A 13,226-nucleotide genomic window follows, 5' to 3' on the forward strand; every position below is an offset into this window, starting at 1 on the left:
GGGAACGGCCGTGATCACGCGGGAACGGCAGTGACCACGATGTTGTCCCGGTAGCTGCGGGTCTTCGCGTCGAACGGCCCGCCGCAGGTGATCAGCGTGAGGCGGGGTTTACCGTCGCGCGCGAAGTACCGCTCCAGCGGGATCTTCGACTTCCGGTACTCCTCCCGGGCAACCACCCGGTAGGAGCGCTCGCGGCCGTCCGAGCCGGTGGCGGTGAGCTCGTCCCCCTGGCCCAGCTCACGCAGCCGGAAGAACGCACCCTTGCCCTGCTCGGCGCTGTCCACGTGCCCGGCGATCACCACCGAGCCGGCGCCGGCCTCCAGGCCCGGGCCGTAGCGGTACCAGCCGACCTGGTCCACGCTGGGCGGCACCTCGAACTCGTCGGTGCGCTCGTTGACGCCCACCGGGTTGACGGTAGCGGTGACCCGGATCGGCGGGATGCTCAGCTTCACCGGCGGCACGATCTCGCTGTCGGCCGGCAGCGTCCCCGGGTTCACCGGTACCGAACCGCCGCCGGTCGCCGTCGCCGCCGGTGTGGGCGTGGGTGTGGCGCCGGCCAGGGCGGTCACCTCGTCGCCGCCGACGTCCTCGGCGGGCTCGGACCCGCACGCCACCACACCCGCCAGGGTGAGCGCGGCGGCGCCGGCGGCCATCGCCGCCAGCGCCCCGCGGTTGCGCACCGTCACCGGCGACCGGCCCGGGCGGTTGCCGCCACCCGCGCCCCGCCGCCGACCAGGAGCAGCACGCCGGCCCCGGCCAGCACGTACCACCAGGTGTCCACGCCGGTGCCGGCCTGGCCGCCGGTGCCGCTGGGCACGCCGCCCGGCGCCGAGTGCAGGCCGTTGATGGTCTGGGCGACCACGCTCAGGTTCTTCGCCTCGGCCGAGCCGATCGCGTAGACGATGGTGGCGGTGCCCTCCTTCAGGTTCAGGTCGGCCGGGCCGATGGCGACGGTGTCGGTGCCGGCGAGCACCACGTCCGCCTCGACCGAGCCGGCGGCCACGTCCGCCTTCGCCTCCTTCGGGTTGGTCAGGCCCTCGAAGACCGGCTTGCCGCCGGCCCGCACGTCGACGGCCGGGGCGGCGGCGGTGTGCCGGACGATCAGCCGGGCCTTGCCGGCGCCCACCTTGGACACGTCGTTGACGAACGGGGTGATCTGCGGCTCGCCGGCGGCGCTCAGGTGGGCGGCGAGGCTGATGTTCGCCCCGCCCGGCACCGCGGCGTCGTCCACCTTCAGGATCGCCTTGTCGATGGCCTCACCCGGCTTGGTCAGGGCGATGTCGTACTCCCCCTCGGGCAGGGTGAGCGGGCCGGCGACGTCGCCGGGCTTGAAGTTGTTCAGCGTCTTCTCGCCGTTGACGTACACGTCGACCGGGGTGTCCGGGATGCCGTGGACCACGGAGACCTTCGACGAGGCGGCGTAGGCCGGGCTCATGGTGGCGGCGCCGACGCCGGCGAAGGTGAGGGCGGCCACTGCGCCGCCCGCGGCGACCCGACGGAACATCGCGTACTGCATTGTCTGCCTCCTGGTGGTTGGTGCTGATTCGTCAGGCCTGGCTTGCAGAACGGGTTACGCCGGCTCCGTCGCCCCCGGATGCGCCCGGATCCGATTTCTTTTTCCCGTCTCCGGGCGCATCCGCCGGACCCTCCGGCGACGAAGGAGAGGTGACGAGGGTCGTGACCGACACACCGGGAGAGTGGGGCGAAGGCTGTGGGAGTTACAGTCGGGCATGCCCCACGGAAGGCGAGCCGCCCGGTGACGGCGGCGAGGCAGGGCCCCGAACCGCCGGGCGAGGACGACCTCGCCACCCGGTTCCGCGACGGCGACGAGGCGGCCCTGCGAGAGGCGTACGACAGGTACGGGCGAGCGGTGCTGCACCTGGCCGCCACGACGCTCGTGAACCGCAGCGATGCCGAGGACGTGACCCAGGCGACGTTCGTCGCCGCCTGGCTCGGCCGGGAGACGTTCGACCCGGCGAAAGGCTCACTGGTCGGCTGGCTGCTCGGAATCGGGCGGCGCAAGGTGGTCGACCGGATCCGGGCCTCGGCCCGGGAGACCCGGGTGGTCGAGACGGTGAAGCAACTGCCGGAGCCGGTCTCCACCGGCCCCGACCCGGACACCGTGGTCGACCGCCTGGTGGTCGCCGACGAGCTGGCCCGGCTCCCGGACGAGCAGCGCCGGATGCTGGAGCTGGCGTTCTACGACGACCTGACACACCAGCAGATCGCGGCGGTGACCGGAGTGCCGCTCGGCACCGTCAAGAGTCACATCAGACGCGGCATGCAGAGCCTGAAACGCAGATGGGAGGTGGACGGTGCAGCACCTGGACCACGACCGGCTGGTCTTTCTGGCGCTCGGTGAGAGCGAGGCGGCTGACGGCGAGGCCACCCATCTGGACACCTGCGACCACTGCCGGGGCGAGGTGGAGACGCTCCAGCACGTCGCCGGGCTCGGCGCGGGCACCCAGGGCCTGGCCGAGCTGCCCGACCCGCCGGAGCACATCTGGCAGGGCATCATGGCCGAGGTCCGGGCCGCCGAGCAGCTGCCGGCGCTGACCGACAGGCGCCTGCCGCGTTCGGCCGACCCGGTGGAGCCGGCCGCCGTACCCGTCGTGGCACGTCGTCCGCGGCGGAGCCGGCGCTGGCCGGGTTGGGCGACCACAGCGGTCACCGCCACAGCCGCCGCGGTGATCGGCGTGGCCGGAACCGCCGCGGTGCTCGGCGGCGGCGAGGAGACCGATCCCCGGCCGCCGGTGCTGGCCAGCGCGCCGCTCGCCGCGTTCGGTTCGACGCCGAAGGACGCCTCCGGCGACGCCCGGGTGCTCGGCGACCACCGATTGCATCTGCACGTGGCGAATCTCCCGACCGTTCCGGGGTACTACGAGGTCTGGCTGATCGATCCGAACACGATGGATATGTTCTCCGTGGGTACGCTGAGCAACGGATCAGGGGACGCGCTCCTGCCGATCCCCCCGAACGTCGACCTGCGTACCTACACCGTGGTCGACGTCAGCGCGGAGCAGTACGACAACAAGCCCGGCCACTCCGGCGACAGCCTGCTGAGGGGCACCCTGACGGGCTGATCGGCGGGCCGGCTCAGCTCCCCGGCCCGCCGATCAGCTCCCTACGAGAAAGGCCGCCGCCCGGTGCACCGGGCGGCGGCCTTCTTTCACGCGACGCTCACTTGCGCTTGCGGATCTCCTCGGCGGCCTGCGGGACGACCTTGAACAGGTCGCCGACCACGCCGTAGTCGGCCAGCTCGAAGATCGGCGCCTCGGCGTCCTTGTTCACCGCGACGATGGTCTTCGAGGTCTGCATGCCGGCCCGGTGCTGGATCGCACCGGAGATGCCCAGCGCGACGTAGAGCTGCGGGGAGACGGTCTTGCCGGTCTGGCCCACCTGGAACTGGTGCGGGTAGTAGCCGGAGTCGACTGCCGCGCGGGACGCGCCGACCGCGCCGCCGAGCAGGTCGGCCATCTCCTCGACCAGCTTGAAGTTGTCGGCGTTGCCGACACCGCGACCGCCGGAGACGACCACCGACGCCTCGGTCAGCTCGGGGCGGGAGCCCTTCTGCTCGGCGACCCGCTCGACGACCTTGGCGAGCTTGTCCGCGTCGGTGACCGACACGGTGAGCTGCTCGACCGCCGGGGTGGCAGCGGCCGGGGCCGGGTTGAGCGAGTTCGGCCGGACGGTGACCAGCGGCAGGCCCTTGGTGACCTTGGACTTGACGATGGTGGAGCCGGCGAACGCGACCTGGGTGGCGGTGCCGTCGGCGGCCAGGCCGACCACGTCGGTCAGGATGCCGTTGTCCAGCTTGACCGCGAGGCGGGCGGCGATCTCCTTGCCCTCCTGCGACGAGGCGAGCAGCACGGCGGCCGGCTGGACGCGCTTGACCAGCTCGGCGACCACCGTGGCCTTGGGGGCCACCAGGTAGCCGTCGATCTCCTCGCCCTCGGCGGCGTAGATCTTCTCCGCGCCGTACTCGCCGAGCTTGGCGCTCAGCGCCTCGGCGGCGCCGGCGCCACCGAGGACGACGGCGCTCGGGGTGCCCAGCTCGCGGGCGAGGGTGAGCATCTCCAGGGTGACCTTCTTGACGCCGAATTCCTTCGTGGCTTCGACGACGACGAGAACCTCAGACATGTCAGTGACCTCTCACACGAACTTCTCGGTGGCGAGGAACTCGACCAGCTTCACGCCGCCCTCGCCCTCGTCGGTGATCTTCTCGCCGCCGGAGCGCGGCGGGCGCTTGGAGTGCTCCACCACGGCGCTGGTGGCGCCGTCGAAGCCCACCTCGGCCGGGGCCACGCCCAGGTCGCCCAGGGAGAGCGTCTGCACCGGCTTCTTCTTGGCCGCCATGATGCCCTTGAAGGACGGGTAGCGCGGCTCGTTGATGGTGTCCCAGACGGAGACCACGGCCGGGGTCGAGGCGGTGACCACCTCGTAGCCCTCCTCGGTCTGCCGCTCGACGGTCAGGTTCGACCCGTCGACGGTGAGCTTGCGCGCGCCGGTCAGGGCGGCCACGCCCAGCCGCTCGGCGATCATGTGCGGCATGACCTGGACCCGGCCGTCGGTCGACTCGGCGCCGCAGATGACCAGGTCGGCGTTGAGCTGCCCGAGGGCGGCGGCCAGCACCTTCGAGGTGGCCACCGCGCAGGAGCCGTGCAGGGCGTCGTCCACCACGTGGACGGCCTTGTCCGGGCCCATGGAGAGCGCCTTGCGGATCGACTCGGTCGCCCGGTCCGGACCCATGGTCAGGATGGTGACCTCGCCGCCGTGCGCCTCCTTGATCTTCAACGCCTCTTCGATGGCGTACTCGTCCATCTCGTTGATGACGTTGTTCGCCGAACCGCGGTCGACGGTGTTGTCGTCAGAACGCAGGTTGCGGTCCGCGCCCGAATCGGGCACCTGCTTGACGAGTACGACGATGTTCATCGCGCTTCGACGACCCTCCTGTTTGGTGTAGCGATCACTCGCCCGGTCACGGGCGCAGCCTCCCGCGTGACGCAACGTGGGTCAACCGCGGGCTGCTGTGCACTTCCCCACGGAGCAATGTTACCCGCAAGTAGCATGGCCACCCCGGCGGCCCGGAGTGACGCAACTCACCACCGTCACGCCGGCTCGGCCAGCGCCTGCCGGATCTTCTCGATCGCCGCCGCCTCGGCCGGCTCGATCCCCCGGTGCGCCTGGGCCACCCGCTCCGCCGCGGCCAGCACCACCGACCGGTACGTCTCGACGTCGCCCGGCGACTTGGCGCGCAGGATCTCCACCGACCGGCCCAGCGCGGGCAGCACCACCGACTCGACCTCCAGGACCGAGTCCCGGGGGAGCTGCGGCAGCGGCCCGGTGGTCAGCGCCTCCTTGACCACGCCCCCCACCTCGGCGAGCGCGCCGGAGGCGGCGAAGCTCTCCCGCACCATGGCCAGCACCCCGGGTACGGCGTTGGAGACCAGGAAGACGGCACCGAACGCACCGGTCTTCAGGGTGAGCCGCTCGTCCGCCGTCAACCGTTCCATGATCACGGAGTGTAGACGTACGGCGTGGAGGTGGTGACCGCAACGAGCCCGAGCCGCTCCAGGATGGGGCGGCTGTCCGGCGAGCAGTCCACCTGGAGCAGCGTCTTGCCGCGCTGCTGCGCCAGCCGCGCCCGGTGGGCCACGAGCGCCCGGTAGACGCCCTTCCTGCGCCACTGCGGCAGCGTCGAGCCGCCCCAGAGGCTGGCGAAGCCGGTGCCCCGCTGGTAACGGATCCAGCCGGCGCTGATCACGGTCTCGCCCGCCTCCGCCACCACGATCGTGATCGACTGCGGATCGGCCTCGATCTCCCGGACCAGCCCGTACACCAGGTGGCTGCGGTCGGAGTGCCAGACCTCCTCCTCCATCGCGGCGATCCGCTCCAGGTCCGCCCGGCTGGTGACCTCGCGCAGGCGTACCCCCTCGGGGAGCACCGGGACGGCGGCGGCGAGCGGCGCGACCGGGCCGACCACGACCGTCTCCTGGTCCTCCGGCACGAATCCGGCGGCGCGCAGCCGGTCGCCCAGGTCGGCCGGCTCGTCGTGACCGGCGAGCTTCCACTCGACCGGCTCGCCCCGGTCCCGGAAGACCTCGACCTGCCGGGCGATGAGCGCGTCCAGCTCGGCGCCGGCCAGACCGTCGAGCGTCCGGTACGTCAGGAAGCCTCGGTGGTCGAGCCCGAGCACGCGGAACAGCGGGCCGTCGCGCTCGACCGTCACCCCGGCCGGCAGCGGGTCCGGCAGCTCCGGTCGGATCTGGCTGTCGTAGGCGTCGCGCAGCTCGCGCGCGTCAAGATCGGTCATCCCCCCAGGCTAGGCGCGGGGCAAAGCGGATAATCGGCAGCGTGTGGGAGTCGATCAAGAGCTGGTTCGACCCGCGTGAGCTGCGTTCGGTCGGCACCCCGCCGGACTACCGCTTCTCGCTGGCGAACGAACGGACGTTCCTGGCCTGGCTGCGAACAGGTCTCGCGCTGGTGGCGGGCGGGCTGGCCGCCGCGCAGTTCCTGCCGCCGCTGCGCCTGGCCCACCTGCGCGAGACGCTCGCGGTCGCGCTGCTGCTGCTCGGCGCCACCGTCTCGATCCGGGCGGTCGACCACTGGGCGCGCACCGAACGCGCCATGCGGCTGAACGAGGAGTTGCCCGCGTCCCGCTTCCCGGCCGTCCTCGCACTCGTCGTCGCGGTCGGCGCGCTGCTGCTGGTGGCCGCCGTGCTGGTGGGCGGCGCGCGGTGACCCGTGACCCCGGCCTGCAACCCGAGCGCACCCGGCTGGCGTGGCGGCGGACGCTGCTCACGCTCACTGCGGTGCTGCTGCTCCAGCTCCGGCCGGCGTTCGGCGGCCGGGCCGCGGACGCGGCGCCGGCCGGGCTCGCGGTGGTGGTCTGGCTCGCCGTGCTCGTGGTGACGTGGCACCGGGCCACCGGCACCGGACCGCGCCGGTTCGACAGATGGTCGGTGCCGCTGACCGCGCTCGGCGCGGCCGGACTTGCGGTGCTCGGCGTGGCGCACGTGCTCGGCGGGGTGCGCTGACGAGCGGCGGTGAGCCATCATGAGTCATGGCCCGCCTCTACGTGCTGCTCTTCCTGGTCCAGATCGTCCTCGCCGTGTGCGCGCTGATCAGCTGTCTCTCCGCCGACGAGGAGAAGGTCAAGGCGCTGCCCCGGATGATCTGGGTGCTGATCATTCTCTTCTTCCCGCTGGTCGGCTCGATCGCCTGGTTCCTGGTGGGCCGCGAGCGCCCGGCCGGGACCGCCGGCGTCACCGGCACGGCCCGGCCCGCCGCCCCGGCCCGCCGCCCGCTCGCACCGGACGACGACCCGGAGTTCCTCGCCTCGCTGGACGAGCGGTCCCGCCGCGAGGACCAGGAACGGCTGCGGCTGTGGGAGGAGGACCTGCGCCGCCGCGAGGAGGAGCTGCGCGGCCGCCCGGACGACAGGGACCGCCCCGAGGTCTGACACGCGCAGCGGGCCGCCCGCCGGTCACCCGGTGGACGGCCCGCACGCGCCGTGGTCAGGCCAGGTTCGACGAACGGGGGTACGCGTCCGCGGGGTCGGTCAGCACGTTCACCAGGTACGGCACGCCCGAGTCGAACGCGCGCCCCAACGCGGGCCCGAGGTCGGCGGCCTTCTCCACCGTCTCGCCCGCGCCGCCGAGCGCCTCGACCACCTTGTCGTAGCGCAGGCCGGGCTGGAGGTCGGCGGCCACGTCGTAGCCGTACATCGCCCGCATCGGGTGCTTCTCCAGCCCCCAGATGCCGTTGTTGCCGACCACGATCACCACCGGCAGCTTCTGCCGGACCAGCGACTCCACGTCCATCAGCGAGAAGCCGGCCGCGCCGTCGCCCATCAGCACGCAGATCTGCCGGTCCGGGTGGCTGACCCGGGCGCCCATCGCGTAGCCCATGCCGGTGCCGAGGCACCCGTACGGGCCGGGGTCGAGCCAGGTGCCGGGCTGGGCCGGCTCCAGATAGCGGCCGGCGTACGACACGAAGTCGCCGCCGTCGCCGATGGTGATGGCGTCCGGGGCGAGCGCCCTGCGCAGCTCGCCGTAGATCCGGGCCGGGCGGATCGGGTCGGTCTCGGCGGCCATCTCCTCCGCGTCGCGGGCCTTCGCCGCGTCCTCGGCGGTCCGCAGCTCGGCGATCCAGTCGGCGTGGTCGGCCCGGTCACCGGCGTGGTCGGCGAACGCGCCGAGGATCAGCCGCAGGTCACCGGCCGGCGCGGCGGCCGGCTGCACGTGCCCGGCCCGCTGGCTGGGCGCGTCCACGACGTGCACCACCTGGGCGTCGCCGAAGTCGCCGAAGGAGAGCCGGAAGTCCAGCGGGGTGCCGATCACCACGACCACGTCGGCGCCCTTGAGCGCGACCCGGCGGGCCTTGGCGAAGGCGAGCGGGTGCTCCGGCGGCAGCGCGCCCCGGCCCATCCCGTTGGTGAACACCGGCACCCGAAGCGACTCGGCGGCGGCGCGCAGCGCCTCGACGGCGTCGCCCGCGTACACGTCGGAGCCGGCGATGACGACCGGCCGCGACGCGCCGGCGATCAGGCGGGCCGCCTTCGCCACCTCGTCCGGGTCCGGCTCGATCGGCGCCGGCGGCGTGACCGCCGGCAGGTCGGCGTCACCGACCGAGAAGACCGCCTCCAGCGGGAAGTCCAGGAACACCGGGCCGCGGTGCGGGGTGAGCGCGGTGGTCAGCGCCGCCGACACCGCGCGCGGGATGTCGTCGGCGCTGAACACCGTCTCGGCGTGCTTGGTCACCGGCGCGACGAGCGGCAGGTGGTCCATCTCCTGGAGGCTGCCCGAGCCCCAGCGGAACTGCGGCGCCCGCCCACCGAGCACCAGCACCGGTGAGGCGTTGAAGAACGCGCTGGTCAGGCCGGAGACCCCGTTGGTGACGCCGGGGCCGGCGGTGAGCACGGCCAGGCCGGGGCGGCGCTGGAGCTTGGCGACCGCCTCGGCGGCGAACACCGCGGACTGCTCGTGCCGCACGTCGTAGAGGGGGAAACCCGCCCTGTGCGCGGCGTCGTAGAGCGGGAAGACGTGCCCGCCGGACAGCGTGAACATCTCCCGTACGCCGTGCGCGCGTAGTGCCGCGAGTGCCAGATCGCCCCCGTGGCCCTCGATCCGCTCCGTCATGCCATTCCCCTTCGTCGACCGACCGGGGTCACGCTACTGGCCGGTATCGCGGATGTGAACAGGTCTCGCGTCAGCGACCGGTGAAGCCCGGCTTGCGCTTCTCCACGAACGCGGCCATGCCCTCGCGCCGGTCGTCGGTGGCGAACAGCGCCGCGAAGAGCTGGCTCTCCCAGGCCAGGCCCGACGTGAGGTCCATGTCCAGACCGCCGTCGACAGCCGCCTTCGCCGCGCGCAGCGCCTGCACCGGCCCGGTCAGGAACGGCTTCACGTACGCCACAGCGGCGTCGTAGACCTCGGCGGCCGGGACCACCCGGTCGGCCAGGCCGATCCGCAGCGCCTCGGCGGCGTCGACCATCCGCCCGGTCATGATCAGGTCCTTGGCGCGAGCCGGGCCGACCAGGCGGGCCAGCCGCTGGGTGCCGCCGGCGCCCGGGATGATGCCCAGCTTGATCTCCGGCTGGCCGAGCTTGGCGTCCTCGGCGACGATCCGCCAGTCGCAGGCCAGCGCCAGCTCGCAGCCGCCGCCGAGCGCGTACCCGGTGATCGCGGCGACGACCGGCTTGGGGATGCGGGCGATCGCGCCGAGCGCGCTGGACAGGTCGGCAGCGCGCTCCGCCATGTCCACGTAGGACATGTCGGCCATCTCCTTGATGTCCGCACCGGCCGCGAAGACCTTCTCGCCGCCGTACACGATCACGGCGCGGACCTCGGCGTCGCCGGTGGCCGCCGACGCGGCGGCGCGCAACTCCTCCTGCACCTGGGTGTTGAGCGCGTTCATCGGCGGCCGCTCCAGCCGGATGGTGCCGATGCCGTCCTTCACTTCCAGCCTGACGAACTCGCCCACGCTGCCCTCACTTCCTCGTCGAAGTCGCGTGCCAACCTTACGACTCGCCTCGTTGGGGTAGACAGTGTGGTGTCGGCGACTCCCCAGGTCGCCGCCGGAGTCGCCGCAGCCCCGCCACCGGGAGTGAGGCCATGATCACCTACTACGACGACCGCTCCGTCCAGGTCACCTCCACAGCGGTACGGGTGGACGGGCGCAGCTACCCGCTGGCCGAACTGACCACCGTGTGGCACCGGCGGGGCGACCGCTCCTGGCGGGTGCTCGCCGGGCGCAGCGCGATCGGGGCCGCGCTCGCCGGGCCGCTGGTGGCCGCCGTGCTGGGCATCGCGCTGGCCGTGTGGCTGCAGCGCTCGGCGCCGGTCACCGTCGCCATCGTCGGCGTCTCGGTGCTGGTCGGGCTCGCCGTCGGCCCGCTCGCGGACTTCCTCTTCGAACACCTGGACCGCTCGTACGCCCGGGGCAGCCGGGAGATGGAGATGTGGGCCGAATGGCGGGGCCGCCCGGTGCGGCTGCTGCACACCCGCGACGCGATGCGCTTCGGGCAGGTCTACCGGGCGGTGCAGCGCGCCATGGAGAGCCTGCCGTCCGCACCGGGTCGCCCCGGGCCGGGCCGTACCGCACCCGGTCGTCCCGCGGCCGGTCGTCCCGCGACCGGTCGTCCCGCGACCGGTCCTGCCGCGACGGGTCAGAACGTGATCGGCTCGTCCGGCAGCAGGCCGAGCCCGCGCAACAGACCGTAGGTGTCCTGCTCGCCCCAGAACTGCACGATCCGGCCGCCGGCCAGGCGGTACATCTTGCAGGCGCTCTGCACGGTGGTCGCACCGGTCGCGTCCCGCCGGTACGTCTGCGCCAGCGACACCACCACCCGGTCCCCGGCCGCGAAGATCTCCCGAACCTCTTGGTCGATCACCGTCAGGCCGGGTGAGGAGACGGCGGCCTCGGGGTAGCGCCTGCCGCGCACCGCGGTGCCGGAGCCGTAGATCTCCACGTCCTCGTCGACCACCTCGGCCAGTTCGGCCAGGTCCTTCGTGACGAAGGTGCGCAGGTAGCGCCTGACCACCTCGACGTTGCGCGCCTGCTCGTCACCGCCGGTTCCGGCCCCGTTCCGGTCCGTCATGCCGTCATCCTACCGACGCTCGACCGTCCGCTGTCGACACACGCGGTTAGGCTGATTCATGGTCCTCTATTACCGGGACGACGCCGTACAGGTCACCTCGGAGGCGATCCACGCGGGCGGGCAGGTCGTCGCGCTCGCCGACGTCACGTACGTCTGGCACGCACGCGGCACCACCACGCTCGCCGTCCGGGGACGGGTGCTGGGCCGCGGGGTGCTGGTCCTGCTGCTGTCGCTGCCACCCCTCGTCGCTGTGGTCTGCGTGCTCTCGCTGGCCTGGTCCGCGCAGGACCGGGGCGAGTGGAAACTGGCCCTGATCATCCTGGCCGCGTTCGTGGTGGCGGGGCTGGCGCTCACCCCGTTCCTGGAGGTGCCGCTCGGGTGGCTGGACCGCTCCTACGAGCGCGGCAACCGGGTGCACGAGCTGTGGGTGCAGCACCACGGCCGGGAGACGATGCTGGTCCGCACGCCCGACGCGCTGCGGTTCGGGCAGATCTACCGGGCCGTGCAACGCGCCGTGGAACAGCAGACCGACAGCCGATAGCGGCGACGGTCAGGCCAGCGGCAGCGTGGTCGCGATCGGCCAGGCGAGCACCACCGCCCCGACCGACGACGCCAGCCACCACGGCGCGGCCCGGCGGCGCAACACCACGGCCCAGGCCGCCTGCCCGGCCACCAGCGCCGCGAACAGCGGCACCACCAGCAGCACGAACCCAGGTGCCAGGCCGAGCACCGCCGCGACGGCGAGCACCAGCACGGCGATCCCGCCGGTGGCCGCGTACCGGATGCCGTGGCCGTCCGCGAGCCGTTCGGCGCCGAGCAGGAAGACCAGGCAGCAGAACGTCACCAGGGGCAGCAGCCACCACCGGGCCCCGACCGGCACGGTCGAGGTGAGGCCGAGGTGCAGCGGCAGCGCGACGGCGAGCGCGGCGTACCCGAGGAGCCCGACAGCGACGGCAGCGGACCGGACGCCACCCTCGGTCACCGGTGGCCGGCGGGGTTGCGCGAGGCGTGCCACGGCGGCCAGCAGCACGCCGGTGAACAGCAGGAACACTGCCACGTACCCGCCCACGGCGAGCGGCAGCCGGGCGGTCGGCAGCAGCGCGGCGAGCGCGGCGCCCAGCCCGGCCGCCGCCACCGTCGCGGCGAGCCACCGGCCCGCACCCGTACGCGGACCGCCGGTGCCCGCCCCCGCCCGGCGCGGTAGCAGCGCCGCCAGCGGCACGAAGCCCAGCGCGAGCCCTGCCAGCAGCAGCCCGGCGCCGCCCGGCCGGGTCAGCGGGGCCGGCGGCGGCCCGCCGGTACGGTCCGGGAGCGCGTCGAGCACCGCGGCGTGGGTACGCGGCGCGAACAGCACCGACACGTGCTCGGTGCCCGGTGCCACCACCCGCGTGCGGGTGCCCGGTGGCGCGTCCCGCGTCGCCTCGTCGACCGCCTGGCGGAAGCCGGCGAACTCCAGCCCGCCCACCACGAGCGTCAGCCTCCCGGGCCAGCCGGCCGGCACGTCACCGCCGTCGGGCAGCGAGATCGCCACGGTCCGGTCGATCTCCGGATGCGCCACCGCGTACCGGGTGACCGCGCCGGCGCCCATCGAGTGCCCGACCAGGACGATCCGGTCCGGGTCGACGCCGGGACGCCCGCGCAGCCAGGCGACCGCCACGTCCAGGTCGTGCCGCAGCAGCGCCCGGCTGCGATCCTCGTCCCGGCCCGCACCGGGTAGCCGGGCGTGGCTGGCGCCGTGGCCGGCGAAGTCGAGCAGCACCGCGATCCCGCCCCGGCGGGCCACCGAGTCGGCGAGCGGCCGCATCAGCCGGGCCGACCCGGCGAAACCGTGCGCGATCACCACCCCGGGCCGCAGGTCGCCGCTCACGCCGTCCGCCCGGACCTCGGTCAGCGGGACTCCCGCCACGGTCGCCCGCCGGGTGCTCAGACCGGCGTCGGCGCGGGCCAGGAGCAGGGCGCCCAGGACGACGGCGAGCAGCGCGGCCACGCCGCAGGCGAGCAGTCGCCGCGACGCCGGGCCGGGGGTGGGCATGCCGGCACCCTACGCCGCGTCGGAGGCCCGGCGTGACCTTCGCCGCCCGGCTGCCGTCGGGCGGCACTGGCAGCGACGCCGCACACTGGATGT

At 73.5% G+C, this 13,226-nt stretch carries 17 protein-coding genes; 7 read left to right on the forward strand and 10 right to left on the reverse strand.

Features of this window, described 5'->3' with window-relative positions; genetic code table 11:
• Positions 1-14 precede the first annotated feature (14 nt).
• Positions 15-686, reverse strand: coding sequence for a class F sortase (locus FB455_RS11460; RefSeq protein ID WP_145753286.1), 672 nt, complete (start codon positions 684-686; stop codon positions 15-17).
• Complete coding sequence (locus FB455_RS11465; protein ID WP_013474295.1) at positions 683-1,516, reverse strand: DUF4397 domain-containing protein; 834 nt, start codon at positions 1,514-1,516, stop codon at positions 683-685. The genes FB455_RS11460 and FB455_RS11465 overlap by 4 nt, the downstream gene beginning before the upstream one ends.
• A gap of 240 nt (positions 1,517-1,756) precedes the next feature.
• Between FB455_RS11465 and FB455_RS11470 the strand changes: the two genes are divergently transcribed.
• Together FB455_RS11470 and FB455_RS11475 are read left to right on the forward strand one after the other, a co-directional pair.
• Positions 1,757-2,362, forward strand: a complete 606-nt coding sequence (locus FB455_RS11470; protein WP_030270152.1) for an RNA polymerase sigma factor — start codon at positions 1,757-1,759, stop codon at positions 2,360-2,362.
• On the forward strand, positions 2,316-3,083 hold the full coding sequence (locus tag FB455_RS11475) for an anti-sigma factor (RefSeq protein WP_030270154.1): 768 nt from the start codon (positions 2,316-2,318) through the stop codon (positions 3,081-3,083). The genes FB455_RS11470 and FB455_RS11475 overlap by 47 nt, the downstream gene beginning before the upstream one ends.
• Positions 3,084-3,180: 97 nt before the next feature.
• Here the strand turns inward: FB455_RS11475 and FB455_RS11480 are convergent, their stop codons facing one another.
• The 4 genes from FB455_RS11480 to FB455_RS11495 all read right to left on the reverse strand — a co-directional run bounded on the left by FB455_RS11480 (position 3,181) and on the right by FB455_RS11495 (position 6,313).
• Positions 3,181-4,140 carry an electron transfer flavoprotein subunit alpha/FixB family protein gene (locus FB455_RS11480; RefSeq protein ID WP_013474293.1) on the reverse strand — a complete coding sequence of 320 codons (960 nt, stop codon included), beginning with the start codon at positions 4,138-4,140 and terminating at the stop codon, positions 3,181-3,183.
• A gap of 12 nt (positions 4,141-4,152) precedes the next feature.
• Positions 4,153-4,932, reverse strand: a complete 780-nt coding sequence (locus FB455_RS11485) for an electron transfer flavoprotein subunit beta/FixA family protein (RefSeq protein ID WP_013284454.1) — start codon at positions 4,930-4,932, stop codon at positions 4,153-4,155.
• 176 nt (positions 4,933-5,108) lie between these two features.
• On the reverse strand, positions 5,109-5,513 hold the full coding sequence (locus FB455_RS11490) for a hypothetical protein (protein ID WP_013284453.1): 405 nt from the start codon (positions 5,511-5,513) through the stop codon (positions 5,109-5,111).
• A gap of 2 nt (positions 5,514-5,515) precedes the next feature.
• Complete coding sequence (locus FB455_RS11495) at positions 5,516-6,313, reverse strand: GNAT family N-acetyltransferase (protein ID WP_013284452.1); 798 nt, start codon at positions 6,311-6,313, stop codon at positions 5,516-5,518.
• Positions 6,314-6,354: 41 nt separating this feature from the next.
• On the opposite strand from FB455_RS11495, the gene FB455_RS11500 reads away from it, so the two are divergent.
• From FB455_RS11500 to FB455_RS11510, 3 genes are read left to right on the forward strand one after another with little or no spacing between them, the layout of a single operon-like run.
• A complete protein-coding gene (locus FB455_RS11500) occupies positions 6,355-6,741 on the forward strand; it encodes a YidH family protein (protein WP_013284451.1) in 387 nt (128 codons plus the stop codon).
• Positions 6,738-7,037 (forward strand): DUF202 domain-containing protein, encoded by a 300-nt coding sequence (locus FB455_RS11505; protein ID WP_013284450.1) that lies wholly within the window; start codon positions 6,738-6,740, stop codon positions 7,035-7,037. The genes FB455_RS11500 and FB455_RS11505 overlap by 4 nt, the downstream gene beginning before the upstream one ends.
• A 26-nt stretch (positions 7,038-7,063) precedes the next feature.
• The gene (locus FB455_RS11510; protein WP_013284449.1) at positions 7,064-7,462 is read left to right on the forward strand and encodes a PLD nuclease N-terminal domain-containing protein; all 399 of its coding nucleotides are present in this window, start codon (positions 7,064-7,066) and stop codon (positions 7,460-7,462) included.
• 55 nt (positions 7,463-7,517) lie between these two features.
• Here the strand turns inward: FB455_RS11510 and FB455_RS11515 are convergent, their stop codons facing one another.
• The gene (locus tag FB455_RS11515; RefSeq protein ID WP_013474291.1) at positions 7,518-9,140 is read right to left on the reverse strand and encodes an acetolactate synthase; all 1,623 of its coding nucleotides are present in this window, start codon (positions 9,138-9,140) and stop codon (positions 7,518-7,520) included.
• Between the two features lie 70 nt (positions 9,141-9,210).
• Positions 9,211-9,984, reverse strand: a complete 774-nt coding sequence (locus tag FB455_RS11520) for an enoyl-CoA hydratase/isomerase family protein (RefSeq protein ID WP_013284447.1) — start codon at positions 9,982-9,984, stop codon at positions 9,211-9,213.
• Positions 9,985-10,115: 131 nt separating this feature from the next.
• On the opposite strand from FB455_RS11520, the gene FB455_RS11525 reads away from it, so the two are divergent.
• Complete coding sequence (locus FB455_RS11525; RefSeq protein ID WP_145753288.1) at positions 10,116-10,724, forward strand: DUF6232 family protein; 609 nt, start codon at positions 10,116-10,118, stop codon at positions 10,722-10,724.
• Here the strand turns inward: FB455_RS11525 and FB455_RS11530 are convergent.
• Entirely contained in the window at positions 10,670-11,101 is a 432-nt protein-coding gene (locus tag FB455_RS11530) for a nuclear transport factor 2 family protein (RefSeq protein ID WP_071096462.1), read from the reverse strand. The genes FB455_RS11525 and FB455_RS11530 overlap by 55 nt on opposite strands.
• A 58-nt stretch (positions 11,102-11,159) precedes the next feature.
• Between FB455_RS11530 and FB455_RS11535 the strand changes: the two genes are divergently transcribed.
• On the forward strand, positions 11,160-11,642 hold the full coding sequence (locus tag FB455_RS11535) for a DUF6232 family protein (RefSeq protein WP_013284444.1): 483 nt from the start codon (positions 11,160-11,162) through the stop codon (positions 11,640-11,642).
• Between the two features lie 9 nt (positions 11,643-11,651).
• On the opposite strand, the gene FB455_RS11540 is transcribed toward FB455_RS11535, so the two are convergent.
• Complete coding sequence (locus FB455_RS11540) at positions 11,652-13,133, reverse strand: alpha/beta fold hydrolase (RefSeq protein ID WP_145753290.1); 1,482 nt, start codon at positions 13,131-13,133, stop codon at positions 11,652-11,654.
• Positions 13,134-13,226: the final 93 nt, after the last annotated feature.

This window comes from Micromonospora sp. CNZ296 (genome assembly GCF_007827635.1).

Coding starts and splice junctions, on each gene's coding strand:
- FB455_RS11465 (WP_013474295.1), bottom strand. CDS start 1,516: ATGCAGTACGCGATGTTCCGTCGGGTCGCCGCGGGCGGCGCAGTGGCC.
- FB455_RS11480 (WP_013474293.1), bottom strand. CDS start 4,140: ATGTCTGAGGTTCTCGTCGTCGTCGAAGCCACGAAGGAATTCGGCGTC.
- FB455_RS11485 (WP_013284454.1), bottom strand. CDS start 4,932: ATGAACATCGTCGTACTCGTCAAGCAGGTGCCCGATTCGGGCGCGGAC.
- FB455_RS11490 (WP_013284453.1), bottom strand. CDS start 5,513: ATGGAACGGTTGACGGCGGACGAGCGGCTCACCCTGAAGACCGGTGCG.
- FB455_RS11495 (WP_013284452.1), bottom strand. CDS start 6,313: ATGACCGATCTTGACGCGCGCGAGCTGCGCGACGCCTACGACAGCCAG.
- FB455_RS11510 (WP_013284449.1), top strand. CDS start 7,064: ATGGCCCGCCTCTACGTGCTGCTCTTCCTGGTCCAGATCGTCCTCGCC.
- FB455_RS11515 (WP_013474291.1), bottom strand. CDS start 9,140: ATGACGGAGCGGATCGAGGGCCACGGGGGCGATCTGGCACTCGCGGCA.
- FB455_RS11525 (WP_145753288.1), top strand. CDS start 10,116: ATGATCACCTACTACGACGACCGCTCCGTCCAGGTCACCTCCACAGCG.
- FB455_RS11530 (WP_071096462.1), bottom strand. CDS start 11,101: ATGACGGACCGGAACGGGGCCGGAACCGGCGGTGACGAGCAGGCGCGC.
- FB455_RS11535 (WP_013284444.1), top strand. CDS start 11,160: ATGGTCCTCTATTACCGGGACGACGCCGTACAGGTCACCTCGGAGGCG.
- FB455_RS11540 (WP_145753290.1), bottom strand. CDS start 13,133: ATGCCCACCCCCGGCCCGGCGTCGCGGCGACTGCTCGCCTGCGGCGTG.